26 protein-coding genes and 1 tRNA gene are annotated in these 24,288 nt (G+C 41.9%); 12 read left to right on the forward strand and 15 right to left on the reverse strand.

Features of this window, described 5'->3' with window-relative positions; translation table 11 throughout:
* Position 1: 1 nt before the first annotated feature.
* The 3 genes from QWZ13_RS08505 to QWZ13_RS08515 form a co-directional block, all read right to left on the reverse strand.
* A complete protein-coding gene (locus QWZ13_RS08505) occupies positions 2-1,117 on the reverse strand; it encodes an ATP-grasp domain-containing protein (RefSeq protein WP_290281401.1) in 1,116 nt (371 codons plus the stop codon).
* A gap of 63 nt (positions 1,118-1,180) precedes the next feature.
* Entirely contained in the window at positions 1,181-1,411 is a 231-nt protein-coding gene (locus tag QWZ13_RS08510; RefSeq protein ID WP_215999103.1) for a TIGR02647 family protein, read from the reverse strand.
* Between the two features lie 99 nt (positions 1,412-1,510).
* A complete protein-coding gene (locus QWZ13_RS08515; RefSeq protein ID WP_290281402.1) occupies positions 1,511-2,644 on the reverse strand; it encodes a phosphoserine transaminase in 1,134 nt (377 codons plus the stop codon).
* Here QWZ13_RS08515 and QWZ13_RS08520 point away from each other — a divergent pair.
* Entirely contained in the window at positions 2,633-2,764 is a 132-nt protein-coding gene (locus QWZ13_RS08520; RefSeq protein WP_290281403.1) for a hypothetical protein, read from the forward strand. The two genes, QWZ13_RS08515 and QWZ13_RS08520, sit on opposite strands and share 12 nt — an antisense overlap.
* Positions 2,765-2,787: 23 nt before the next feature.
* Here the strand turns inward: QWZ13_RS08520 and QWZ13_RS08525 are convergent, their stop codons facing one another.
* From QWZ13_RS08525 to QWZ13_RS08535, 3 genes are all read right to left on the reverse strand, one after another.
* Positions 2,788-3,201, reverse strand: coding sequence for a hypothetical protein (locus QWZ13_RS08525; protein ID WP_290281404.1), 414 nt, complete (start codon positions 3,199-3,201; stop codon positions 2,788-2,790).
* Between the two features lie 74 nt (positions 3,202-3,275).
* Positions 3,276-3,725: a DUF3859 domain-containing protein gene (locus QWZ13_RS08530; protein WP_290281405.1), complete on the reverse strand. Its 450-nt coding sequence runs from the start codon at positions 3,723-3,725 to the stop codon at positions 3,276-3,278.
* A 55-nt stretch (positions 3,726-3,780) separates the two neighbouring features.
* Positions 3,781-3,906: a hypothetical protein gene (locus tag QWZ13_RS08535; protein WP_290281406.1), complete on the reverse strand. Its 126-nt coding sequence runs from the start codon at positions 3,904-3,906 to the stop codon at positions 3,781-3,783.
* 106 nt (positions 3,907-4,012) lie between these two features.
* Here QWZ13_RS08535 and QWZ13_RS08540 point away from each other — a divergent pair, with 106 nt between their 5' ends.
* On the forward strand, positions 4,013-4,348 hold the full coding sequence (locus QWZ13_RS08540; protein ID WP_215999107.1) for a hypothetical protein: 336 nt from the start codon (positions 4,013-4,015) through the stop codon (positions 4,346-4,348).
* 52 nt (positions 4,349-4,400) lie between these two features.
* Here the strand turns inward: QWZ13_RS08540 and QWZ13_RS08545 are convergent, their stop codons facing one another.
* Genes QWZ13_RS08545 through QWZ13_RS08555 form a run of 3 tightly spaced genes read right to left on the reverse strand, consistent with a single transcriptional unit; the run spans position 4,401 to position 8,290 of the window.
* Positions 4,401-6,161, reverse strand: a complete 1,761-nt coding sequence (locus QWZ13_RS08545; protein ID WP_290281407.1) for an alpha-amylase family glycosyl hydrolase — start codon at positions 6,159-6,161, stop codon at positions 4,401-4,403.
* Between the two features lie 15 nt (positions 6,162-6,176).
* The gene (locus QWZ13_RS08550; protein WP_290281408.1) at positions 6,177-7,403 is read right to left on the reverse strand and encodes a glycosyltransferase family protein; all 1,227 of its coding nucleotides are present in this window, start codon (positions 7,401-7,403) and stop codon (positions 6,177-6,179) included.
* 11 nt (positions 7,404-7,414) lie between these two features.
* Positions 7,415-8,290 carry an HAD-IIB family hydrolase gene (locus QWZ13_RS08555; RefSeq protein ID WP_290281409.1) on the reverse strand — a complete coding sequence of 292 codons (876 nt, stop codon included), beginning with the start codon at positions 8,288-8,290 and terminating at the stop codon, positions 7,415-7,417.
* A 245-nt stretch (positions 8,291-8,535) separates the two neighbouring features.
* On the opposite strand from QWZ13_RS08555, the gene QWZ13_RS08560 reads away from it, so the two are divergent.
* Together QWZ13_RS08560 and QWZ13_RS08565 are read left to right on the forward strand one after the other, a co-directional pair.
* Positions 8,536-8,612 (forward strand) — tRNA-Val (locus QWZ13_RS08560).
* A 53-nt stretch (positions 8,613-8,665) separates the two neighbouring features.
* A complete protein-coding gene (locus tag QWZ13_RS08565; protein ID WP_290281410.1) occupies positions 8,666-9,001 on the forward strand; it encodes a hypothetical protein in 336 nt (111 codons plus the stop codon).
* Here QWZ13_RS08565 and QWZ13_RS08570 read toward each other — a convergent pair.
* From QWZ13_RS08570 to QWZ13_RS08585, 4 genes are all read right to left on the reverse strand, one after another.
* A complete protein-coding gene (locus tag QWZ13_RS08570; protein WP_290281411.1) occupies positions 8,992-9,546 on the reverse strand; it encodes a hypothetical protein in 555 nt (184 codons plus the stop codon). The genes QWZ13_RS08565 and QWZ13_RS08570 overlap by 10 nt on opposite strands.
* 4 nt (positions 9,547-9,550) lie before the next feature.
* Positions 9,551-10,237: an alpha/beta fold hydrolase gene (locus QWZ13_RS08575; RefSeq protein ID WP_290281412.1), complete on the reverse strand. Its 687-nt coding sequence runs from the start codon at positions 10,235-10,237 to the stop codon at positions 9,551-9,553.
* 131 nt (positions 10,238-10,368) lie between these two features.
* Entirely contained in the window at positions 10,369-10,497 is a 129-nt protein-coding gene (locus tag QWZ13_RS08580; protein WP_290281413.1) for a hypothetical protein, read from the reverse strand.
* Between the two features lie 176 nt (positions 10,498-10,673).
* Positions 10,674-10,844: a hypothetical protein gene (locus QWZ13_RS08585; RefSeq protein WP_290281414.1), complete on the reverse strand. Its 171-nt coding sequence runs from the start codon at positions 10,842-10,844 to the stop codon at positions 10,674-10,676.
* A 290-nt stretch (positions 10,845-11,134) separates the two neighbouring features.
* Between QWZ13_RS08585 and QWZ13_RS08590 the strand changes: the two genes are divergently transcribed.
* From QWZ13_RS08590 to QWZ13_RS08625, 8 genes are all read left to right on the forward strand, one after another.
* Complete coding sequence (locus QWZ13_RS08590) at positions 11,135-11,431, forward strand: hypothetical protein (protein WP_290281415.1); 297 nt, start codon at positions 11,135-11,137, stop codon at positions 11,429-11,431.
* Complete coding sequence (locus tag QWZ13_RS08595; protein WP_290281416.1) at positions 11,428-11,796, forward strand: hypothetical protein; 369 nt, start codon at positions 11,428-11,430, stop codon at positions 11,794-11,796. Before QWZ13_RS08590 ends, QWZ13_RS08595 begins: the two co-directional genes overlap by 4 nt.
* A gap of 320 nt (positions 11,797-12,116) precedes the next feature.
* Entirely contained in the window at positions 12,117-12,752 is a 636-nt protein-coding gene (locus tag QWZ13_RS08600) for a YjfI family protein (RefSeq protein ID WP_290281417.1), read from the forward strand.
* On the forward strand, positions 12,753-13,436 hold the full coding sequence (locus QWZ13_RS08605; RefSeq protein WP_290281418.1) for a PspA/IM30 family protein: 684 nt from the start codon (positions 12,753-12,755) through the stop codon (positions 13,434-13,436). It abuts the gene before it with no gap.
* A gap of 9 nt (positions 13,437-13,445) precedes the next feature.
* Positions 13,446-14,117, forward strand: a complete 672-nt coding sequence (locus QWZ13_RS08610; protein ID WP_290281419.1) for a DUF1449 domain-containing protein — start codon at positions 13,446-13,448, stop codon at positions 14,115-14,117.
* Between the two features lie 29 nt (positions 14,118-14,146).
* Complete coding sequence (locus tag QWZ13_RS08615) at positions 14,147-16,045, forward strand: flotillin family protein (protein ID WP_290281420.1); 1,899 nt, start codon at positions 14,147-14,149, stop codon at positions 16,043-16,045.
* Between the two features lie 95 nt (positions 16,046-16,140).
* Positions 16,141-21,456, forward strand: coding sequence for a DNA repair ATPase (locus QWZ13_RS08620; RefSeq protein WP_290281421.1), 5,316 nt, complete (start codon positions 16,141-16,143; stop codon positions 21,454-21,456).
* Between the two features lie 73 nt (positions 21,457-21,529).
* Positions 21,530-22,840: a hypothetical protein gene (locus tag QWZ13_RS08625; RefSeq protein WP_290281422.1), complete on the forward strand. Its 1,311-nt coding sequence runs from the start codon at positions 21,530-21,532 to the stop codon at positions 22,838-22,840.
* An 8-nt stretch (positions 22,841-22,848) separates the two neighbouring features.
* Here QWZ13_RS08625 and QWZ13_RS08630 read toward each other — a convergent pair whose 3' ends face one another.
* Together QWZ13_RS08630 and QWZ13_RS08635 are read right to left on the reverse strand one after the other, a co-directional pair.
* Positions 22,849-23,358 carry a DUF6942 family protein gene (locus QWZ13_RS08630; RefSeq protein ID WP_290281423.1) on the reverse strand — a complete coding sequence of 170 codons (510 nt, stop codon included), beginning with the start codon at positions 23,356-23,358 and terminating at the stop codon, positions 22,849-22,851.
* A complete protein-coding gene (locus QWZ13_RS08635; RefSeq protein ID WP_290281424.1) occupies positions 23,358-24,266 on the reverse strand; it encodes an MBL fold metallo-hydrolase in 909 nt (302 codons plus the stop codon). The genes QWZ13_RS08630 and QWZ13_RS08635 overlap by 1 nt, the downstream gene beginning before the upstream one ends.
* Positions 24,267-24,288 lie beyond the last annotated feature (22 nt).

A 24,288-nucleotide genomic window follows, 5' to 3' on the forward strand; every position in this document is an offset into this window, starting at 1 on the left:
ATTAATCCGTCTCCGGGTAGGTGAGAGTTAATTCCTTTTCTAAGCGCCAACGCCTTACTAACTCGCCGATAGTTGGAGTTTTTATACCTTGCTTTCGAATTAATGATCCAATTCTAAAAAGCGTTTTATATTGAAAGAGCAGTGAAGATATCGCCTGTGAAAACGATGTGTTTGCATCCCAAATATGTAACGATTCAGAGCTGGCCGTATTAATTTCAACAACTTGTAAGGTCTTTCCGGCCTGCAAAGACGAAGAGTCTTTAAACTTGATATCTAAGCGGCCATAGTGAAAATCGGGAAGATCCTGCATGAGCGAATCAATTGCGAGGGTAAGCTCAGGTGTTATAAATTGTGCCGCATCTTTGAATACAGCCCCTCGACAATGGCTGGCCGAAAAAACCAATTTATAGGGTTCGCCTTTTGGTATGATTTTTTCCCAGGAGTCCTGATGCCTTTTCTCGTAAAGGTGCTTTAATTCCCGTGCGCGTCTATCTTGATCTATCAGCTGTGCCAGTGTGTGTTGGCCATCACCAACAATGTAAGGGCTGTATTTCAGTGCCAATGAGATAATTTTTCCCGTTGTTTGGCCGGGCTCGCGAACATAAAAAACCCCCGCTTCCGGTTCGTAGTCGGCCAATTGTTGTATCATGCAATTTGCCCCTGCAGGGTAGCAAGACAAACAGTTTGAAAGCTGATCGGCGCTATGAATTAGCTTCACGCCCGCGCCACGACAACCAATATCGGGTTTACACACAAAAGGGTAGGCTAATTTACGCGCTTGTAATTTTGCCTCAATGGAGTCAATTTGTTCCGAAATAGGGTGTGTAGAAACGGTATACGTAAACCAAGGCAATATATGGGCATTTAGTAAAGGCCCTGCCTGAGCGAGTAATTCACTTTTGGGGACACCCACCATTCCAGATAAGGGTAGGTTAGGGTTTGCTATTAATGGAAGGGTTAGAGAGCGATGTCGTATAGAAAGCAGCAGCCATTGAATTAAGACGGGTAGGTACATCGCCCACGTGGGCCAAAACTCAAAAAAAGAGGTTGGTTTTGGTCCTTGCTGTAATGGCGGCATGCCATCGCATACATAAGGTTGGTTCTTAACGATAGACATAACAGGTCTTTCTTATTTGTGGTGTTAAATAAGTAGACCTTGTTAGTTTTTAAAAGTTCCAGACTATTTTAGCGCGGAATTTAGCAATTTGATGTGGTTTAGAATTTCGATGCCGGCATCGGTAAGGTAGCCACCATCCGGAGAGTCGGTAAAGCCTTTCTCATACAGTCGCTTGGCCGCTTGTTGGACATTTGATTCAGCATCGCTGTGAATTTTCAAACCAGCCATAATGGTATCGGAAGGGAATTGAAGTAATAAGTTAATTTCATCGAGCTTTTCTGCACTAAGAGACATATAGGATCCTTTTTATTTATTAATAGTGTGAACCTAAATTCAGCATAGCGTAATTGAATAAGAAAAGCTCGACTGGCTTACCACCTATTTCATGGTAATCTAACCTTTCGCTTCGTGATAAGCCCATTCTAGCCAGGGCAGCATGGCTTCAATGTCACTTTGCTCTACGGTTGCTCCTGCCCATATGCGCAACCCAGCTGGAGCGTCTTTATAAGAACCAATATCGTATGCAACACCCTCATTGGCAAGTAGTGAGATCATTAATTTGATTTTTTCTGGTGGTAAATCAACGGTAAAGCAGACACTGGTATTGGATCGAATCGCCTTTTCTTGAGTTAAGAAGTGAAGCCAAGGCGTTTGTTCGACAAATGCCTCAAGCGTCTTTAAGTTAGCAAGTGACTTTTCAATGGCTTGCTGAGTTCCACCAATAGATTCTACCCAAGATAAAGCGTCTAAATAATCTGCAACACATAGCATAGAAGGGGTATTAATTGTTTCACCTCGGAATATACCTTCATTTAGCTTGCCTTTGGTGGTTAGCCTAAATAGCTTTGGCAAGGGCCAAGGTGGCGTATAGGTTTCTAGCCTCTTTACAGCGCGTGGCGAAAGAATAAGCATGCCATGAGCGCCTTCGCTGCCAAGAACCTTTTGCCAAGAAAAAGTGACAACATCTAGCTTGTGCCAAGGTAATTCCATGGCAAACACGGCAGAAGTAGCATCACAAATGGTTAAGCCCTGGCGGTCATCCGCAATCCAGTCTCCATTTGGCACCTTTGCTCCAGAGGTTGTGCCATTCCAAGTAAAAATAACATCATGCTCAAAATTTGCTTGGTCTAAATTAGGAAGAGTGCCATAGTCAGCCGTAATAGTTCGTACGTTATCTAGTTTTAGCTGGTTGGTCACATCGTTTATCCAGCCTTTGCCAAATGACTCCCAGCCGAAAATATCAACAGGGCGTTCACCGAGCATCCCCCACATAGCCATTTCCATTGCGCCCGTATCAGAACCAGGAACAATGCCTACACGCCAGCCTTCGGGTAAGCCCAGCAATTCAGCGGTTTTTAGGCAAACTTTAGACAATACATCTTTACCCGCGCCGGAGCGGTGCGACCGACCTAACACAGATATATCGAGAGCATTTATGTTGTAACCAGGCCGTTTACTGCACGGCCCAGAAGAAAAGTTTGGATTGTTAGGTTTAATGCTTGGCTTCATTGGGTCATGGATCCACATTACTTATTGATCGGAACAGTACTAGGCCTGTTAATGAATATCACTAATGGTACGATATTGAACAGAATTGAGCATTATTTATTGCAGTGGTTTTTATGGGAGAGTGTTTTTCAGTATTAACAAGGCATTGCCTTTATCGGTGTTTAAGCGTGGTGAGTTGAATTAGTGGCTTTGGTGAGCTCGCTGTTTAACCAACGTAGCGCCTCTTTTCTGTCAGAAAATGTCTTTATATTTTGATCTTTTCTAGAATCAACTAAAGAATCTAATATTTTTAACTGGAGGTTAGATTTAAAGAGCATAGCCTTCGCAACCATGTATTGAGAGTTCACCCATTGGTTAAATTCTTCAAGTGCTTGGTAAGCTTCTGGTGTGCCGCCCTGTATGTTTTTGTCGTCAATCAAGACGGCAAAGGGTTCGCCATTAAATGATTCAATGACTTTTCGTTGTTTGCTTAATCCGCTAGCTATACCTTCTAGATTAAATTGGCCGAAATAAGAAACCTGTAAAATGCGGCCACTTACGGATATTTCTGTTTGACCATGTGGTTGATTAATCATTGTGAGCCTAAAAGGATTTTATTATTTTTAGATTAGGGTATATGACGAGTGCCTACTAATGCAAATTGTAATTTCTACCAACGCTTTCTGGGCTTAAATGAATTTCGCGCGTGACCTAACGTACGTTCACCTTTAAATTCAATATCTACTATAAACGTCTTCTCAATTAAAATGTCCCCGTCAAGCTCAAGTACCATACGCCAATGGCCGAGCTTTGTATTTAAAGGCTGCCATAAGGTATCGCCTAAATAAAAATTCCAATCATTATTGCGAACGTAAACATCGCCCGTAAAAGGTTCAAGGATGGTTCCATGTTCATCAGGAATATCGGGATGATAGATAATATAACTGAATTTTAAGCCTTTGGCTTTTTTAAAGTTGGCGATGAACCCAAATTCAATATTTTCACGAGCAGGAATGTCGGTAGTCACCTCAATGAGCTTTGGTAGTTGTTTACTTTTTTCATCCCACTGAGTGTAAATACCATGGTGCAGTAGCGTACAGCTAAATTTTGATCGTTTCATAATATCGCTGCGCCTTGATTACGTTTAAAAAATTGATGAATGAAGATGTTATCAATCAAGTCAGTATAGTCAACCGAGTAAAGCCGTTAACATCGGCACTTTTTTGGATCATTTTGACCATATAAACTCTAACCATGCTCGAAAATAAGGCACTATTGAACGTTGTAAAAAACCTATTCACTAATTCTTACTGGAAATATGCTGTCGGTATAGTAATTGCTGTACTAATGATTGCACCACAAGCAATACCTTCAATTGTTAGCTCGTAACTACAAGAGAAAAAACCAATGATGTACAGTAAAGCTATTATTGATCTTATTAGGGAAACTCGCCGCCGAGTTTCAAGTGAGAAAAAACCCAGTATTAAATTAGCGAACCCCGAAGTCTTTGATGAACTCAATGAAATTTATCACCATACTAGCGATGCTATTTTGAAAGCGCTTGTTAAAGAACTTTTCCATTTAATGGGTGGAGATTGGCCCGAAAAACTCAAACCAACCGTTCAGTCGAGTGGAAGATTCTATCGAGGTGTAGAAATTCCGGTGGCAGATCTGAAAGAAAAAGTACAGGCGCCCAAGCAACTGCCAAAACGAATTTATAGGGGGCAAGCTATTCCGGATTAATGCTAGCCCTCTCGTTCTAAAATATCTTCGTTGATACTTAGAGAGTGTAGTTCTATAAATTGCTGAGCCATAGCGATTGATAAGGTGCTAATGTTAAAGTGCTTTTCGTTTGGTTCAATTGATCCCCTGAAATTAGATCCCGCCAGGCAACACCTTCAATTAAATTCAATTCATGGAAAGATAAACTGACTATCTGGTCCGTTATATTGTGTATGCAAAAAATGCTTTGTTTTCGATCTATCGATTGTCGCCAAACGCCAACCAGTTCATCGCTTAACTGCAGCGTAAATTGGGTGGCATTGGGGTGAAACGCCTTTTGTTGCCTTCGTATTCGTAGTAAGTCGGTAATGCGCTTGAAAACAGCGGAATGCGTACTGGTTTCCTTGTTGAGCTCTTTATTTAGAGCGTCGTAGTCCCACCTGTGTCGATTAATATGGCGATTGTGTTGTGTATTTTCTAAGCGCTGATAGTCGTTTCTTGTGCCCAATAAACTATGAATATAAATGGCTGGGATGCCCTCTAAACTTAACATCACTGCGTGGGCGCATATAAAACGGTCTAAGCCAAACTTGTCGGGGCCAGAGGTGGTGCCTTGTAGTGCATCGAATAATGCAATATTAATTTCATAAGGCCGTAATGAACCATCGGCCAAAGTGCGCATTGAAATTCGACCACCAAAATTCATCATGGTGCTGATAAGGGTATTAATCTCAGGTTCACTCAAAAGACCTTCGGCAGGGCGTAACCCGATGCCATCGTGCGATGCAATAAAATTAAAATAAGCCGTGCCATCCTGGCATGGGGGCATACTCATAAGCCATTGACGGAGGTGGCGGCTATTGCCGCAAATTAGTGTATTAACCAATAGAGGCGGGAGTGAAAAGTTATAAACACTGTGAGCTTCATTAGCGTTGCCAAAGTAACTTAAATTTTCTTGGTTAGGAATATTGGTCTCGGTAATGATCACAGCATCGGGGCAAGCGTGTTCTATCAGCGTTCGCAGCAATCGGATGATTTCATGCGTTTGGGGTAGGTTAACGCAACTTGTGCCATTCGTTTTCCATAAAAAAGCGACGGCATCTAAGCGGAATATTTTTACACCTTCATCTAAATATTTTCTTATAATTTTAACAAATTCACACAGTACATCGGGGTTGCAAAAATCAAAGTCTACTTGATCATGGCTAAAGGTACACCAGACTAGTTTTTGGCCAATTTTCGTTTGAGTTTCTCTTAATAGCGGTGAAGCACGTGGCCGTGTTACTTCACTGTAATCGGCCTGAGCATCTCCTGTTTTGAAGAATTTGTTACCTGGTGGCTCATCTTTAATGAACTGGTCAAACCAGACACTTCGGCTGGAGCAATGGTTTATTACAAGGTCGGCCATTAATCGAAACTTATCCGCAATGTTATTGATATCAGACCAATCACCTAGTGACTCATTCACAGCCGTATAGTTAATCACCGAAAAGCCGTCATCGGAGCTATAAGGGTAAAAGGGTAGAATATGGACACTGTTAAAGGCTTCTCGAACAGGCCCTTGCAAGAACTGATTAAGCGTTTGCAATGGGGGTTCTAGCACATTGTGCCCGTCTTTTTTTTCTAGACTATCCCCATAGGTAATTAAAACGGCATCTTGCTCAGTCCAGTGATTAGTAAAAGGAACAGGTGCCGGTGTTTTAGAATCTAATCGCATAATGCCGATGAGGTTGGTTGCGAGTTGCATGGGTGAAAGCGGAATATTGATTCCGTCATAAATAAAGTTTATTTGCTGATTGAGCTTTAACGTAAGATTCTCAATAGTGTGCTGCATAGTAATTTGCCCTGATTAAAGGTTTAAAAAGTCTTCCCTATCGCCTTCGACTGCAGTGATCAACTGATCAAAGACATCAGGCATGGCACTGACTACTCGGTTCCAACTGGGTATAAAAGGGCGCTCCATTGGCGCGTCTAAAAATTGCTCTCCCGCCGACATGATATTTTTAGCAAACATTTCCACGGCCTTTTCTTCTTGATGAATATCAAGTGTGAGCCCATTCATAATGGCATCATTGTGGTAGGTTTCGACAAAGTCTAAAGCAATACGGTAGTAGGTTGCTTTTAACGAGCGAAAGGTTTCTGAGTTAAATGTTTCCCCTTGCGTGGCCAACTTCCTGAATATTGATTTAGTGATGTCTATCGACATTTTTGAAAGACCCGCGTTTGCATCTTCTAGGCTAAGATCTTGGTGTTTATGATCATAGTTTTTTGCAATATCGGCTTGGCACAATCGGTTGTTTGCATAGTTTCGATGCATTTCAGATAAAACGCCGATTTCGAGACCCCAATCTGAAGGAATGCGAATGTCTTTTAAAACATCCTGACGAAAAGAAAATTCACCGGCAAGCGGGTAGCGAAAGCTGTCTATAAAATCTAAATATTCGTTGGTACCAACTACCCTTTTCAGCGCGCGTAGTAAGGGCGTAACCAGTAATCGAGATACCCGACCGTTTATTTTTCCATTGGCTACTCGCGCATAATAGCCTTTGCAAAATTCGTAATTAAATTGGGGGTGTGCAACAGGGTAAAGCAGCCTTGCTAGTAACCCGCGATCGTAAGTAAGAATGTCGCAATCGTGTAGGGCAATAGATTCAGATTTTCCCGTTGCCAACATATAGCCCATGCAGTACCAAACATTGCGTCCTTTCCCTAATTCCTTTGGTGCCACTTCTAGCTTTTGAAGTTTTTCATCGAGGGCTTTTAACCGAGGTCCATCATTCCATAACACACGGTGGTGTTGGGGCAGTGCAGCAAAAAACTCCAAAGCTTTATGGTATTCATCTTTGTCGGCTCGATCTAACCCGATGACAATTTGCGATAAGTAAGGAACTTGCTTGAGTTCTTTAATAATGGCCGGTAGAGCACTGCCTTCTAATTCAGAATATAAGGATGGCAATATAAGCCCTAGCGGGCGGAATCTAGAAAAGTGCAATAGATCGTATTCTAAATCTTCTATAGACCGCTCAGATAAATTGTGAAGTGTGGTTACAATGCCATTTTGATGGAAATCAGCCATAGGTTTGTCCTTTAAAGTGAAGAGTTAAGTGCTGGAATAAGTTTGAACATTGCTTCATTCCAACCAGCGGGACCTACATTTTCAGTTCGTAAGCAAAGAGGGTGATCAAAAATTGGAAAATTGTGAGTTGGGGATTTAATTTGTACGGGCCAATCAACCACCTTCAACATAGCAATATCATTTTCGCCGTCACCTAAGCCAATACTGCATAAGGTGGCGTTCTCTTGGGCTTGCAGTTGTTGATGCAACCAAGCTACAGATTCACCTTTATTAGAGCCTTTCAGTAAATGAACAAAGCGGCCACCTTGTACAATTTCGATGTGCTTGTTCTGGCAAAACCTGGTGAGTTGAGCAAACTGTGCATCATTGCCGAACCAATATAGTGGGTCTGAAAATTCTCTTTGTTTGGCTAATTCAGCTTGCTTTGCATTCAAGCCCGTAATCTTTACCAATTCAGCCGTGCTCAACTGGCTAAACGGAGTAAAGGCGTTTGGTAAAACGTTAGACAATTCTTTAAATACAATGGCCCAGTAATGAATGCTAGGAGCAAAAGCCTTTACATAGTGGTGTTCTTGTTGAGTTAACTTCAACGTATCGAAATAAGCATAATCAGCCGTTTTAGGAATAAATACAGCCGCACCGTTTTCAGCAATGAAAGGGGTGTTTAAGCGAAGAGACTTCGAAAGTGGCTCTATTTCAGCGCGGGTTTTTGAACTAACAGGAATGACGGGAATACCGTGCGTTCTTAATGTAGCAAGGGCAGGCACCGCTAAAGAGAAATCATAACTGTGATGGTCTATTAAAGAGCCATCTAGATCGGTGTAGACAATGTATCGGGTTGCATTCAAATTTATTACCTTAGACGAGGTTAACTTAGGTAATTGCAACTAACATACCAAGCGCAAAGCAGTGTAAATTGCGCATAATGGGTGAAAAACGCACAATAATGGCGCACTTAAAACACCATAAGAACAAAATAGTGCGCAAAGCTGTTTATTTATGGCGCACCCGACAGAATGGTTAAATGCACCTAAAAAATAAGCCTTTTCAAGGCTAAGCTACTGAAAAACAAGATTTTTTTAACAAAATCCTTGCGCAAGAACAAAAGATCGGTATCATACGCCCACAATTCAGGACTATAGCTCAGTTGGTTAGAGCGCTGCCTTGACATGGCAGAGGTCTCCAGTTCAAATCTGGATAGTCCTACCAGATTTTTATACAAAAAAAGCTACCCAACGGGTGGCTTTTTTTGTATATGGGTATTGCAAAGCAATGCCCAGAACTGGACAGTTCACGCCAACGGCCGCGACCGAAGAGAGCGCATCTGGATAGTCCTACCAGATTTATATACAAAAAAAAGCTACCCAACGGGTGGCTTTTTTTGTATATGGGTATTGCAAAGCAATGCCCAGAACTGGACAGTTCACGCCAACGGCCGCGACCGAAGAGAGCGCATCTGGATAGTCCTACCAGATTTATATACAAAAAAAAGCTACCCAACGGGTGGCTTTTTTTGTATATGGGTATTGCAAAGCAATGCCCAGAACTGGACAGTTCACGCCAGCGACCGTGCGAGCGTATTCCATGCTCAATTGTAATCTGGGTATTGTGAGACAATATTTGAAATGTCGGGTTGGCAAAAATCGGGCAGTGGAGTGTCTTTTTCTTCTAGCACGTTGATCAGTGGAATTAGCTTGAGAAGTTCAATTGTATGTTGAGCGTCCAAGGTGTAACAGGTTTTCGTTTGAGGGAGAGCCGTTAAATAAGACTGGATATCGGATTGCTCTATAACTGGATCAAAAGGGGAGTGCGCAACAAGTACCTGAGTGTTTTGTGTGTCGGGTATTTTGTAACTGTGAACCGGAGTTGTCCAGCAATAGTCTTTAATATCCAAGTACTTTCCGTACACGCCAAGGTCTATTTCCTTGAAAGTACTCTCACCTACAGTCTCATTGCAATGTGTAAACTCGCTGGGAATGGGTGAAATATAATCGACTATAGCCTTTGGCCAAACCCCATAAACAGTTGGGTTTAGAAGCAAATGTTCCATTAATTCGTCACTGACTAAATTTTGATCAAACCCTTCTGGGTTTTCAATATGTAGCTGAACCCATTGTTGAGCTAAATCGAAATCGAAATACATCAGATCAAACAGACCATAAATACTTTGTTAACCCCACATTGTTTAAACCTTTCATATATACGTTTGATTGTTCGAAGTTATCAATGAACTGATCCAACTTTTTCTGCTTGTTACGGTTAGAAAAATTGCCTAGGCATGACTTTATCAATAAACATGCTGCTCGAAATTTGTATAGTGCTTTAGCTTGGATTATAGGAGCATCTGTAGTTTGCTCTGGGAATAGGCTAACAGGAGAATCTAATAATACTGCAGATATGTTTTGAGAGTCTGTTAAAAGCATGGCACCAGCCACGCGACCGCTGTAGGACACGCCGTATATCGACCATTGATCTATGTTTAAGTGGCTTCGTAAAGCATTAAAATCTTGGGCGTATGTCATGAAGTGATAGTGTGTTACGTCAATGCCAGAGTCTACAATCCTTTTTCTACAGGCAGAATATGATTCGTTATATAAGCACTCTAATTCATTAGATTTACCATGGCCACGAATTTGCCCAATGATAAGTTGATCGACCGATGTTGCATATTGATCGAATATACTGACAAATTCATCGACGATATCGCTATCAATTTGTCCACCAGGGCCCCCAATTCCAGCAATAAACCAGGTGTTTTTAGGTTTGACTAGATCGTGTCGCTGCCACTGCCAAAACTCGATATGTGATTGCTCATCAACTTGAAATTTTTGCATACGCAAATCGTAGTCATATTAAGTTATTTCCGACGGTAGCTGGGAGCTAACATTTAGTCGCATTGAGGCTAGTATTCCAAGCGCAACGCACAAAGTTACAATGGCAATTGAGCCAATTAATTTAGGTAAGGTCATAATCCATTCCTTTGGAAGATTGGTAGATGATAATTTATTGGTTGAATAGGACCAATTAGATATGACTTGAACAGAAACAGCATTAACATTACATAACCCTTGAATAAGCGATGCATGTCGTGCATAAAGTCATCTGTTGGTGACTACGTTAAAGTTTAGAGAGTGTCCAGTTCAGTTCACGAGGCAGCGATGCAAAGCTCATTGGCGGTGGTGATTAGCCATAAATCTGCCAATGTTATTCAAACCGGTGCAGAAGATTATTTAAGCAATTGATAGAGGGGTGATATGGAAAGCTTAGACACTATTTTTCCAGAAATGAAAGAAACAGAATGGAAAGCTTATCGTGAGGCTGGCTGGGAGTTGGCATTAACCAAAGGCAAGCTAAAGGCGGAATATAGGAAGAAAGAATTAACCTCAATTCGAAAGTACTTCTTTGAAGGAATACTTGAGGCTGAGATGCCGCTGACGACATATAGCATCACGATGTTGAAAATGTTTCCGATTCAGAATAAAAAGGGCTACGACTACTATTATTCTAATTTGAACTGGGATGAAAAATTACTTCTCGATGCAACATATGGGAGTTACCTTGACCAGTCTTCAAGCGGAATGACTGATCAAGATCAATTAGCTTATTGGGATTATCATTTAGGTACTGAATTTCAGCCGATCGTTACTCGAACAACCCAAAAGGGCGATATAGCTCTTGAGTTAGATCCAAATCACTTATCGTTTAATATATTAGTAAATTTGGACTCATATATGTCAAGAGATCTGTATTCTTTTGAACCTAAATGGGTTCTTAAGCTGGACTACCTATTTTCTATTTTTAAATATATGACTGCGAATAATTGCAATGTATCGAATGATCTATTCGATTTCTATTCAGACCTAATTTCCGATGTATATAATAGGAAATTTGGTAAACGTTTAACTGAAGTTACAGAATACCATATCCAGTTTTGCAATGAATTTGTCACTAAGGTAGAAACATTTGAACATATGCCAGGTCCGTTGCGAGAAGCATTGGATACTGTAAGAAAGGAATCCAAACCATGATGGAATCATGGGTGACTATATCAGTACAGTTTCCAGTAATTGACCAACCCAAATGGCAATCCTTAGTCGAAGGCTTATCAAGCAACGAACATGGCGCCTATCTTGAAGAATATGCTGAGGCTTTTAGCGAGCATGCAGGGGAAATGGTTGGTTACGTGCTAGACGTATGGGAAGAGGAGCGAGGCGAAATTAGTACCCGTTCTTCGGAAATATTCCCAGGTAGAGCTGATATTTGTATTGGCGGTTTTCGCACTGTAGAGCCTAGTATTCAGCCTATGATAAAGTTCTTAAAAGTCTGTGGCGCAACGGATGTGAAGCTACATGAAGAATACGACAGCAATGGCTTAAATGGACAGGCACTCTAAGGGTTGACTTAAAATATAAACAGCGGCAAAGCATTCAACTTTCGCAACTGTTTTTGTTTGAGATGGTTTAATAAGTCACCCACTCTAAAACCCAGCATCGAGCAGGGCTTTTAGGAGGCACTCTTTGATACCCCAAATGCGTACAATTAAACCTAACCGATCTTAATGAACTGGCCATTACCTTAAAATTAGTTTCAAAATATTTTGCGTGCTGGAATCCGTTGTGAACAGCGACCCACCAATTATGACTTTAGTCACAATATTTCACCTTACATGTAATAAACGTTGACTCATTACAGGTAAGGCTATAACTTGGCTTTATGACAACAAAAACATCAGCTCATTATCAACGCGAATATCGCCGCCGCTTACGCGAGCAGGGGCTAGTAAAAAGGGAAGTGTGGGTATTGCCCGAGCACACTGCACAGCTACTGGCTATCGAAAAACAGTTACGTGTTACTTCAGATGCGCCAATGAATATAACTGAGGTAACCATGAATCAACATCAACCTGTGTGGACCGCGCAGAGTTTATTCCAAGCTTTGCAAACGTCCGATCAAGTAAAAAATGCCAGCATTGAAATAGAGCTGGTTGATGGTGTTGAGCCTGTATTATTGTTGGTGATGAAAGAATTTGGCGATTTGCCCTTATACCTTTCGGTGTGTGGTGAGCAAATAATAGTGGAATGTTTGCTGTGGCCTGTTAGTCGCGTATTAAACCCTGCCGCTTTCAATAGTGTTGTTCTTAAAACCCATAAATATTACCCGCTATCGACTATTTGCCTTGAAGCTACTGAAGGTTTTGGCGACTGTTATTTCATGTTTGGCGCGCTGAGTAGTGCCTCGGTTTTAAACAGTGTGCTTATTGAAATAGAAACATTAGCAAGCAACGTTATTCAAGCAACTGAAGCTTATAGCGAGTACCTATTTGATGCTTCTTCGAATGAGGGTGCATAAATGAATATTTGGGCACAACTGGTTCGCGCATTAAAGGGCGATACAAACGAAGGGATAGAATCGCTGCTAGATACTCAAGCTATTAGTCTGTTAGATAAAGAAGTCAGAGTAGCCTCTGCAGAGCTTAAACAGTCTAGAGGCGCGTTAACGGAGCTCATGGCAAAGCGGGTGGTCGCAAACGAGCAGGTCGACTCAGTTGTTAAATTAATATCAGAACATGAGCAGTATGCGCTAAAAGCCCTCGAAAAAGGCGACGAAACATTGGCATTAGAAGTGGCTGAAAAAATAGCCAGTTTGGAAGCCGATAAAGCGCAAGAAGTTGAAATTCGAGATGCCTACCAACATGCCATAAAAGACTTACAGCGCATTATTAAGCAAGCTGAGCTGAATTTAAAAAGATTAAAACAGCAGATAGATACCATTAAAGCTATGGCAAGTGTACAACGAGCTCAGGCAACCGTTGCGGGCCAGCATTCTAGTGCAAAAACTCGCCTACAAACCGCACAAGATGCACTCGAACGTTTGAAAGAACGTCAGTCTATGAAAGCCGCACAGTTTGATGCTGTCGCCGAATCAGACCCTAGCACCCGCAAAAGTGCACTGATAGAGAAGTTAGAAGAAGCGGGAATCAAAACAGGCTCTAGTGGCGCTAATGAAGTATTAAACAGATTAAAAAATAGGTAAGGAACCCCTATGTTTGCCGTACTGTTTATGAAAGAAATGGACCCTTTCTACCAAAATATATCGTCTTTCCCTACGGTTATATTCACTATTATCTTTGTTTTGATGCTTCTGTACTGGGTTATTGCTGTATTGGGCTTGGTTGATATTGGTTTCTTAGATTTTGGTTTGCCTGAAGTAGAAGGAAGCACTGAAACTGTCAATGTATTGGCTGGCCTATTTCTAAAGTTTGGTCTAAATGGCGTGCCAGTCACAGTTGTTTTGACCTTAGTCTCAATGTTTGGGTGGCTAATTAGTTATTATGCCGATCACTATTTACTAATGCCTTATACGTCGGGTGTTGTTGAGTTTCTGCTCGGCGGAGTGGTGCTTTTTGTATCTTTGCTACTTTCTGCACTCATATCTGCACAAGTTATTAAGCCATTGAGAAAATTATTCAATGAAGCTACCACTACGAACAGCTCTAAAATACTTGGGCAAACGTTGGTTGTAAAAACGCTACGAGTTGATGCTGGTTTTGGCGAAGCGCATTTAAACGACGGTGGTGCTGGCCTTGTACTCAAGGTTCGCGCTAACGGAGAAGAAAAATTCAAAAAGGGTGACCGAGTTGTCGCTTATGAATACCTAAAAGATAAAAATGTATACAGAGTTATCTCGGAAGACGAATTTCTTGGCAACTCATAAATAAGGATTATTAAAATGGAGAAACTTTTATGGAATTAGCAAACTTAGCTCAAAATGCCCCTTGGGTTGTTATTGTAGGCGCGCTGTTTATAGGTATTGTTGGGCTGGCGGCGTTTTTTAAAGCGTTTTATGTCAAGGTAGAGCAAGGCGTGGCTTTGATTGTCAACGACCTGTCGGCGACGCCAAAGGTTAAGTTTACGGGTGGCTTTGTGATACCTGTCATCTACAAGAAAGAGTTAATGCGCATTTCATTGATCACCATGGAAGTAGATCGTCGTGGTAAAGATGGTCTAATTTGTGCCGATAATATGCGTGCCGACATTACAGTAGCGTTTTATTTGCGGGTGAATGAAACGGCTGAAGATGTATTGAAAGTTGCGAAATCTATTGGTGCCGACCGCGCTTCCGATAAAACGTCGGTTAACTTACTGTTTAATGCTAAGTTTTCAGAAGCATTGAAAACAGTCGGTAAACAAATTGAATTTGTGAATCTTTTTGAAAACCGACAAGAATTCCGAGAAAAAATTATTGAAGTAATTGGTGATGATCTAAATGGCTATGTGTTAGAAGATGTTGCTATTGACTATTTAGAGCAAACACCAAAGTCTTCGCTTGACCCATCTAATATTCTAGATGCCGAAGGTATCCGTAAAATTACCGAACTAACCGCAAGCCAAAACATTCAAACCAATAACTTCGAGCGTGACGAAGAACTGGCGATTAAGAAAAAGAATGTTGAAACCGTTGAAGCTATGCTAGAGCTAGAGCGGCAACAGTCTGATGCAGAAGCAAAACAAAAGCGTGAAATAGAAACCATCATTGCACGTGAAGAAGCAGAAACGAAAAAGGTACAAGAAGAAGAGCGCTTAAAAGCCGAGCAGTCGACTATTATTACAGACCAAGACTTAGCGGTTCAAACTGAAAATCAAAAGCGCGAAATGGAAGTAGCTGAACAGAACCGACTGCGCGCCGTAGCCATTGAACAAGAAAAGGTAACACGAGCGCGAGATTTAGAAGTGGTTTCACGTGAGCGTGAAGTAGAACTGCAGCGTATTGAAGCAGAAAAAGCCATAGAAGTAGAAAAGAAAGAAATTGCCAATGTGATACGCGAACGCGTTGCAGTTGATAAAACTGTGGCAATTGAAGAAGAGCGTATCAAGGAAGTTCGTGAAGTTTCAGAAGCCGATCGTGCCAAGCAAACTCAAGTACTTGCAGCTGAAGCGATTGCTGAAGAAGAGAAGGTTAAGCAAGTTAAAGCCGCTGAAGCAGAAGAACTCGCAGCGAAACATAAGGCGGTAGAAATAACCGTACTCGCACAAGCCGATTTAGAAGCCGCAGCTAAAGAAGCCGATGGTAAGAAGAAGTTAGCTGAAGGTGTTCAGGCCGAGCAAGCCGCACCTGGTTTAGCTGAAGCCAAAGTGCAAGAAGCGAAAGCTATGTCACTTGAAAAAGAGGGCATCGCAGAAGCGAACGTTATTAAAGCCAAAGGCGATGCCGAAGCCGATGCCTTACTGGGTACCGGTACAGCGGGTGCCGATGTGACTCGATTGCAGTTTAAAGCCGAAGCCGATGGCCTAGTTGATAAATTTGAAGCGATGAACTCAATGAGTGAGCAAGCACGTGACCACGAAGAGTTCCGCATGGGGCTTGAAACAGCCCTTAAAGAAGCCTTGGCCTCTATGGAAGCTGGCAAGGAAATCGCTAAAGAAAATGCTGAAGTATTGGCCGTTGCGCTGCAGAAAGCGAAGATCGATATTGTGGGCGGCGAAGATCATTTCTTTGATAATTTTGCTAAGTCACTCTCTATTGGTAAAGCGGTCGACGGCTTAGCTGGTAAGAGTAATGTGATTCAAGGGCTTGTCAGTAAAATGATGCAGCCAAATAATGCTCAATCGAGCTCCTCAACTAAAGAGAAATCTGAAGCCTAGTGCGTTTGGGGGGGAAACCCCCATTCGCTAACTACCAGGCTGTTTTACCTGCCTTGCCTCTGCCAAGTAAGCCATAGAATTTTAAGGATAAAATAATGACCGAACTAAACAACACGCAACTTAACGCTGCGGATCAAGCTGTTGACAGTGCTGTTGCCGAAGGGGGTGCCTATGAAGTCATCAGTAAACGTTTAGCAGAGCAAGGTAAGCAGCTGTTTGAACAGGCGCAAGAGCTGAATACTGCGCGTCTCGTAGAGTTTGGTAGTGCAGACATGGCCGTTATTGGCCGTACCCGTGTAAGAACAGAGCATAACTGCATTGCGCGAGACATTGTGCAAGTGGGTGAGCATCTTCTGTTTGGTTATAATGTTTTCATTGGTTTAAAGAAAGAAACGAAAGTTGAAGATGTTTTCGCTTTATTTGATATAAAGCAAACAGAAAACGGCGTAGAGTTAAAAGCTGTAGAACACGAAAACCATTTTCTTAAAGAAACCAGCTTTGTAAATGATTTTAGTGAGCTCTACCGATACTACAAAAACACCAAACTCATACAATTAGCCGTAAAAGACGGTAAGTTACTTGCGGCATTTCAAATTGGTGAAAAATTATCCGATGTTCGAGTGTTTCGTTGGTCTATATCTTCCGATGGTAAGGCGATTAAGTATATCGATAACCGTGGCGAACGAGATATACAGCCACCACCTGATTACGATTTTGAATGGATAGAGGCCACCCGTGACGATATTGTAAACGGTCGTCACCCCCATATTAGTATTTTAGACACTGTATTTGTAGAAACGATTGGTGGTGACTTAACCGTTAAAATCGAAAACAATACCGACAATGGCTTAGGGATATACAGTGAGCCGGTAGAGGATGAAACCCAATCGTTAGACGATTGTAAAATCGCTTATGCGAGTGTAGGCAATCTCATTCTATTAAAAGTGTTACCTTATAAAGAAAGTGCAACACGCTATTTGGTTTATAACAAACTCAACGAAGAAGTGATGCGCATTGACGCCATAGGGGAGTCTTGCGTACAGCTTCCTGAAGACCATGGTTTGATTTTTCCTGGTGGGTTGTATTTGCAAAACGGCGAGTATAAGCGCTTTGATGAAAACGTATCCGGTTTAAAATTCCAGCGTGCGATTCGTTCTCCGAATGGCGAAGATGTTCTCTACGCTTTTTATGAGCCGAATGAAGGTGTAGTCGGGTTATTTGGCTATAACCTGATTAATAAGCGATTGCAAAACCCAATCTTTTGTCACGGTTATGCATTAGCCGAAAGCGGACAGTTGGTGGTTTTTTCGGCCGTAAATGAAGCGACTCGCGTACACCCAATGCAAGTGTGGCAAACGCCCTATGTCAGTGCTGAATTTGCCAGTGCCCAGCCGCAGAGCCAAACTTTTTACGGAAAAATTGGCAACGCAGAATTAGTTCGAGGTATATCAGATATTTACAGTATCTGCCGGAATATAGAAAGCCAGTCGGTGTCATCGCGCTTATATGAGGCACTGGCGAAAGCCTCTAAACGAGTATTTGATGATCACTACTGGCTAAGTTCACCTGAAACAGAAACACTTGCTCAGCTGCTCCAGCAAGTAGCCCATACCTCAGAGTTGGTAATTGATGAGTTTGAAAAAGTCCAATCGATACAGCAGCAATCTAAAGCGTCCATGCGCGAAGCCGAGCAAGACCAAAAAGATTTGCTTCAAAAAATACGTCCAGATTCCTGGCAAAGTGCCGAAGATTATGTGAATGCGCTCAGTCAATTGCGTCATCAGCGCGGACACCTGATAACCATTCGTGATTATCGATATATAGATATTGCTCGCCTCGATGCTCTAGATGAAGAGCTACAGCAAGTAAACGCAAGTCTATCGGAAAAAACCGTCGAATTTTTATCGAGTGAGCAAGCGCTAGACCCATACTTTGAAAAAATTACTATGCTAGACAGCTCGGTCGAAAATGCGGAAACCATTGCCGAGCTAACCCCCATAATTGAAGACATTGAATCAACAGTCGCCGGTTTAGATTTGCTCACCGAGTTAATGAATACTCTGAAAGTAGCCGACGCAACGGTACGTACCCAAATCATTGATGCTATATCAAATGTCTATTCAAAGCTAAATCAGAGTAAAGCGAATGCGAACCATAAGAAGAAAGGGCTGGGTTCTTCAGAGGCCATTGCTCAGTTTGGTGCTCAGTTTAAATTGTTTTCGCAGAGTATTGTAAATGCTTTGGGGCTAGCAACGTCACCCGAAAAATGTGACGAGCAACTTTCTAGATTATTAGTTCAGCTAGAGGAGCTGGAAAGCCAGTTTTCAGAGTACGATCAGTTTCTGAGCGACATTATGGATAAACGCGAAGAAATCTATGAATCGTTTGAAGGTCACAAACAACAGCTACTTGATGCGCAACAACGTAAAGCACAAAGCCTAACCGATGCCGCTGGACGCATGCTGACCTCAATTGAAAAGCGCTCGCTCAAGTTTACCAGTGATGATGAGCTTAATACCTATTTCGCAACTGACGCCTTAGTCATGAAAATACGTGATCTGGTGCAAAGTTTGCGAGAGTTAGACGCCGCAGTAAAAGCGGACGATATTGAATCACGTGCTAAGTCTATCAAAGAGCAGGCATTACGTTCGCTGCGCGATAAAACCGATATCTTTGAAGAGGGCGGTAATGTAATTAAGCTGGGTCCTCGCCATAAGTTCTCAGTAAACACACAAGAGTTAGATTTAACCATTATTCCTCGCGATGGTGATTTAAACATTCATTTAACCGGTACAGATTTTTTTGAGCCGATCAATAGTGAAAAGCTCCACGATCTAAAAGACTATTGGAATTTATCGATAGAATCTGAAACCAATGATATATACCGAGCTGAGTATTTAGCCTCCATAGTACTGGCTGCATGTGAGCAAGGTAGAAAAGGGCTAACCTCTAAAACGCTGAGAACGGCGATAAAAAACGAAGATGAGCTGATTACCATTGTAAAAAATATAGCCAGCCCTCGTTACAAAGAAGGCTACCAAAAAGGTGTTCATGATTTTGATGCCGCAAAAATATTAGCTGCGCTGGTACCCGTGTTAGACCAAGCAGATTTGCTACGTTTTGATCCATTGAGCCGAGGGATGGCGCAAGTCTTTTGGGCTAGTCAACAGGGTTCGTCCTCATTAGTCGATACAAAAAGCTGGGCCGCGCGCGCACAATCGGCGTTCCAATTAGCGCAAGCATTGGGCAGTAACGATGCTAGCTTACTACTGTGTGCGGAAGTGTTCGAGGCTATGCAGCAGTTTAACGAAAACGAGTTGATAACTGAGAATACTCAAGTTCTAAAGCGTGCCGCCAATTACTTAGTAGAAGAGCTTGCGAACGACCAACTTGCGTTTATTACCAGCCAATATGCAACCGAGCTAGTAGAGGCGCTGCAACGCTCCGTAAACTTCGAAAGTTGGAGAATGTTTCAGCAAGCATTGAATAATTTAGAAACTCAACCTGCCAGTCAGTGGCAGTTAGCCCAAGCTTGGTTAGAAGCGCTTGTTCAAACTAAACAGTTAACATCTTTAAGCCACTACATACCAGAAGCCATTGCGTTGCTTATTGTGCCCGTGAATATTGAACGAAGATCGATAGAAGCAAATACCGAAATCAACGTCGATGGGTTAATGGGCGAGCACGAGCGCATTAAAGATCGATCACTTCGGTTTAGTTTAGATAGCTTTATTCAACGAACAGAGCATCATCGTGATGTTGTTGTTCCTACATACCATCATTATCTTGATGTAAGGCAAGAGATAATATCAACCGAACGAAACAAGCTAAGGCTCCATGAGTTTAAAGCCCGTCCATTAAGCTCATTTGTACGTAACCGTCTTATTAATGAATCTTACTTACCCTTAATTGGCGACAACCTTGCTAAGCAAATGGGGACGGTTGGCGATTCCAAGCGAACTGACTTAATGGGTTTGTTAATGATGATTTCACCGCCGGGCTACGGTAAAACAACCTTAATGGAATACGTTGCCAACCGCTTGGGTTTGATATTCATGAAGATCAATTGCCCAAGCTTAGGGCACGATGTTATGTCTCTAGACCCGCAGCAAGCTCCAAACGCTACGGCTAAGCAAGAGCTCCAGAAACTAAACTTGGGTTTAGAAATGGGCAATAACGTTATGCTGTATTTAGATGATATTCAGCATACGCACCCTGAGTTTTTGCAAAAATTTATATCTTTATGTGATGGCTCAAGACGTATAGAAGGGGTGTGGAAAGAGCAAACTAAAACCTATGATATGCGAGGCAAAAAATTCAGTGTCGTGATGGCTGGTAACCCTTATACAGAGTCGGGCGAAGCATTTAAAATTCCGGACATGCTGGCTAACCGCGCAGATATTTATAACTTAGGTGATATTTTAGGTGGTATGGATGAGCAATTTGCATTGAGCTATATCGAAAATGCGTTAACGTCTAACCCAGCTCTAGCGCCACTAGCTGTCCGAGAAATGGATGATATTTATAACCTCATTAAAATGGCTCAAGGGAAGAACATAGCCGCCACCGATTTGTCACACCAATATAGCGGTGCCGAAATACAAGAAATTACCGGCATATTTAAGAAGATGTTTGTAGTTCAAGATGTGGTTCTAAAAATAAACAAGCAATACATTGCCTCAGCCGCACAAGACGATAAATACCGCAATGAACCTTCATTTAAATTGCAGGGCAGTTATCGAAACATGAATAAGATGACTGAAAAAATATCAGCGGTTATGAATGATGATGAAATGATGCAAATGATTGCCGACCACTATATAGGCGAAGCTCAATTGCTCACCACCGGTGCCGAAGCAAACCTACTTAAATTGGCGGAATTACGTGGCAATATGACAGAAGCACAGTCGCAGCGTTGGGCCCAAATTAAGAAAGACTTCTTGCGTAACAAAGCCATAGGCGGTGATGAAGGCGATGTCGGTGGTAAGGTGGTAGCGCAACTCGCTGATATGGCGGATGGGCTAGGGGAGCTATCTAAAGTAGGACTTGAACAAAAAGACTTTGAAAAATCAGCCATCAATGATCTCATAGCGGCCATTAAAGACAATAAACCTAAGCAAGAAAATGTTTCTGAACCTAATGTAGAGCTGGTGAACAGTTTTGAAAAGTTAGCTTCGGCTATTCAAAGCAATGCGCCCAAGGTAGAGGTAATTAACGAGCCTGTTCAAGGGTTAGGTAAAATACTTGAAGTACTGGCGACCAGCATAGAAGAAAGTATTTTTCCCATTATGCATACTATGGATAAAAAGCTAGATATTGATATGAGAACCCACGATCGAATTAAAGACCTAACCGATCAAATTAGGGGCTTAGAAAAAACAGTGAATGAAAGGACTCGTACAAACGGCTAAGTCCATCTTGTATTGTTTGTACATTAGGAAGTGATTGCCACACTCCCAAAATCAACGAAAGGAATTAGTTGTTATGACACGAATAAATTTTTTAATGCTCAGCATTATAGTTTTTGCGATTGGTTGCAGTCCTGAAGAAGGCGAAGTAAGGAATCCAGATGAATGGTTATCGTCCTCCAATATTGACGAAGCAGAAACCTTATATATGCGGGATAATACGCTGCGGATGCTAACTAAAACGGGGGTTGTTGAAACTGTTGAAATTAAGGACAGTGATGGAGCTGTTTTATCTGATGTTTCTCTTCAAGGCGGTTGTGCAAGAGGGGATGAGTTTTTTGGGCAATTATATTCTTATGAGGCCGGTGGTAATTACCTTGTGTGGGTTGATCCTACCTCTGGAAAAATAAAATCAATGGCATCAAATAATTTACCAAGTTCACCTTGTCGTTCTAGCATTGGAACCTATCAAGTTCACCGATGGGACGATAGAATCTATTTCGAATACAGTGAGCAGCCTTATGGGTCATTAAGTCTAGTTGAGGCAAAAATTAGTGACAAGTATATAAGCGTGAAGAAGGTGTTTGACTTTCCTACTACAATGGACGAAGTGAGAGTTCTAGATGAGCGCTGGTTTTACCAAACTTATTCGAGCTCGGATAATATACTAGGTAATATCGACCGTATTCGAATAACCGATTTTAAGGGTGAAATACACTACGATGGCGTATCGACTCTAGCCTTTATTGTCGACGCTTATAACCCAAAAATCTTGTTAGAGATGGAGGGGGTATTTGAACTTCTGGAATACAGTAAACTTGTTTGGCAGGCGAGAAAAATCACGACAACCCCTCAACTAGAAATACTCTCTGAATACAATTTACAGCCTTCTACAACTATTTTGACATTTTCTAATGATCGAACACTTTTCGGTGTTGAAAAGAACGGATCCGTAGACCTGTTTGAATGGACTGGTGAAAATATTCAATTAGAAAAAGAAGTATTTTTAGACAATGTCTATAGTTATCAAGCATATGGAAATGAAATAGTTTTCCTATCGAAAAGCAAAAGTTCCGATCAATATCTATTAACAAGTTATAATATAGAATCGAAAATTTTATCCGATCTAACAGTAGATATTGAATATACAAATCATTGGCTGAAGTATCAGTTTACAGAGTCAAGTATTTTGTTTTCACAGAAGTTATATGAAGATGACGGAATAACAGTTAAAAGCTACGATCTTTATCAAGTAAAGAATCTAGACTTAGGTTTATCAAATACCACCCCAATCAAAATAGACAGTTTCACACCTAACGACAATCTAAATTATGTTGGGGGCGTATATAATAATTTCTTTCATATAGAAGGGGCTAGTGCACCTTAACTTATTGGTTATGCTTGGCTCGAAATTTGGGGCCATTGCCCTCGAATCTCATCGGCCAACCACGCTATTTTTTTATCCGATAGTGCCCGGTAATCGAAATAGGGCACTACTAAACAATTATTAATGCTGGGTCGATAAATGCCTGGGTGTATTTCCTGTGCGTTTGTTAATACCCCAAGGTTTTCTGCAAATTGTTTGCCTGCTATTAAGGTGAGAGATTTCAAGGGTTGTTCTAATCTTGGGGTGCCTAACGTTAAAGCATGTTGGTTACCAGCTTGGAGTAATCTGTGGTCTCTAACTTGGCGCCAATCATCGGTATTTTTTGGGTTTATTGCATGTAATAATTTTGCATACACGTTAAAAATTTTTCGCCAGTGGTTTGAATTAACGGCAATCAGTTGTGAGAGCTCATTGCCAGACAGTGTTGTAGTGTTTTCGGGAAAAGTTTGGCTTGGCCATTCGGGCACATTATTGATGCAAACGTTTAATACGGCCGTGGCTTCACCAATTACCTTCATTAATAAACACCTAGGTCTTGCCCGACTTGAACGTCACCTTGAAAGTTTTGACGCACCTCGTTGATTAAATCTACTTCAGTAGCGCCCCACAGCAGTAGGTGAGTCATCACCAGTTTTTTAGGGTTCACTTGCGCGGCAATCTCTCCGAGTTGAATGCCCGATGTGTGCATGGCGCTGTGGTAGCGCTGCCAATCGGGGTTGCGTCGGTCGAACCCTTTTTGCGAATACACTTCATGTACTAGCACATCGCAATTTTTCCATAGGTCGTAAACGTCTGGGCAGGGTGAGGTATCACCAGAAACTACAATGGTTTTATCGTTGGTGGTTATTTTAAACCCGAATGGCTCCCAGCCTTTGCCATGGTTCACTCCAAAAGCTTCAATGCGAACGGCGCTATCTTCATAGCAAACGCCAGCCGAAAATTCCGTAGCTTCGGCTTTGCCTCCGGTAGAGTTTATGGGCTCTAAGCCGCAAGTTCGGGCTTGAATGTCGGCGCCATAGGCTTTGTTTACATGATCAACTAAGTGGGCGGTGCCTTTTGGACCAAATACCTGCAGTGGCTCTTTTCGGCCCATCACCCAAGGCGTAAATATAATATCTGGCAGGCCAATGGTGTGGTCAGAGTGAAGGTGTGTTAAAAATAAATGAGTTAAGTTCGATACTTTTAAGGCTGCAATACCTTGTTCATATGCGGCTTGTGCGCGGCGTACTAAACCAGGCCCGCAATCAATAATATAGGCGCGTTCTCCAACGGTAATTGCTGTGCAGGGTCCCATTCGAAGCGGGTCGGGGTTAGGTGTGCCGGTACCTAGCAAAACAACTTGAGTGCTATTATTTTGAGCGCTTGTTTGCATGAAAGACCTTTTCTCGTGCAATAGAGTTTGCCGATATACTAAAGAGAGTTGCAAGAATTATCAAAACTGCACAAGC

This window comes from Reinekea marina, from assembly GCF_030409715.1.
Taxonomy (GTDB): Bacteria; Pseudomonadota; Gammaproteobacteria; order Pseudomonadales; family Natronospirillaceae; genus Reinekea; species Reinekea marina.

Bases quoted from the DNA above. Each gene is read 5' to 3' on its own strand.
- QWZ13_RS08505 (WP_290281401.1), bottom strand. From the start codon at position 1,117: ATGTCTATCGTTAAGAACCAACCTTATGTATGCGATGGCATGCCGCCA.
- QWZ13_RS08510 (WP_215999103.1), bottom strand. From the start codon at position 1,411: ATGTCTCTTAGTGCAGAAAAGCTCGATGAAATTAACTTATTACTTCAA.
- QWZ13_RS08520 (WP_290281403.1), top strand. From the start codon at position 2,633: ATGGATCCACATTACTTATTGATCGGAACAGTACTAGGCCTGTTAATG.
- QWZ13_RS08515 (WP_290281402.1), bottom strand. From the start codon at position 2,644: ATGTGGATCCATGACCCAATGAAGCCAAGCATTAAACCTAACAATCCA.
- QWZ13_RS08525 (WP_290281404.1), bottom strand. From the start codon at position 3,201: ATGATTAATCAACCACATGGTCAAACAGAAATATCCGTAAGTGGCCGC.
- QWZ13_RS08530 (WP_290281405.1), bottom strand. From the start codon at position 3,725: ATGAAACGATCAAAATTTAGCTGTACGCTACTGCACCATGGTATTTAC.
- QWZ13_RS08540 (WP_215999107.1), top strand. From the start codon at position 4,013: ATGATGTACAGTAAAGCTATTATTGATCTTATTAGGGAAACTCGCCGC.
- QWZ13_RS08545 (WP_290281407.1), bottom strand. From the start codon at position 6,161: ATGCAGCACACTATTGAGAATCTTACGTTAAAGCTCAATCAGCAAATA.
- QWZ13_RS08550 (WP_290281408.1), bottom strand. From the start codon at position 7,403: ATGGCTGATTTCCATCAAAATGGCATTGTAACCACACTTCACAATTTA.
- QWZ13_RS08570 (WP_290281411.1), bottom strand. From the start codon at position 9,546: ATGTATTTCGATTTCGATTTAGCTCAACAATGGGTTCAGCTACATATT.
- QWZ13_RS08575 (WP_290281412.1), bottom strand. From the start codon at position 10,237: ATGCAAAAATTTCAAGTTGATGAGCAATCACATATCGAGTTTTGGCAG.
- QWZ13_RS08580 (WP_290281413.1), bottom strand. From the start codon at position 10,497: ATGCACGACATGCATCGCTTATTCAAGGGTTATGTAATGTTAATGCTG.
- QWZ13_RS08585 (WP_290281414.1), bottom strand. From the start codon at position 10,844: ATGTCGTCAGCGGCATCTCAGCCTCAAGTATTCCTTCAAAGAAGTACT.
- QWZ13_RS08590 (WP_290281415.1), top strand. From the start codon at position 11,135: ATGTCAAGAGATCTGTATTCTTTTGAACCTAAATGGGTTCTTAAGCTG.
- QWZ13_RS08595 (WP_290281416.1), top strand. From the start codon at position 11,428: ATGATGGAATCATGGGTGACTATATCAGTACAGTTTCCAGTAATTGAC.
- QWZ13_RS08600 (WP_290281417.1), top strand. From the start codon at position 12,117: ATGACAACAAAAACATCAGCTCATTATCAACGCGAATATCGCCGCCGC.
- QWZ13_RS08605 (WP_290281418.1), top strand. From the start codon at position 12,753: ATGAATATTTGGGCACAACTGGTTCGCGCATTAAAGGGCGATACAAAC.
- QWZ13_RS08610 (WP_290281419.1), top strand. From the start codon at position 13,446: ATGTTTGCCGTACTGTTTATGAAAGAAATGGACCCTTTCTACCAAAAT.
- QWZ13_RS08615 (WP_290281420.1), top strand. From the start codon at position 14,147: ATGGAATTAGCAAACTTAGCTCAAAATGCCCCTTGGGTTGTTATTGTA.
- QWZ13_RS08620 (WP_290281421.1), top strand. From the start codon at position 16,141: ATGACCGAACTAAACAACACGCAACTTAACGCTGCGGATCAAGCTGTT.
- QWZ13_RS08625 (WP_290281422.1), top strand. From the start codon at position 21,530: ATGACACGAATAAATTTTTTAATGCTCAGCATTATAGTTTTTGCGATT.
- QWZ13_RS08630 (WP_290281423.1), bottom strand. From the start codon at position 23,358: ATGAAGGTAATTGGTGAAGCCACGGCCGTATTAAACGTTTGCATCAAT.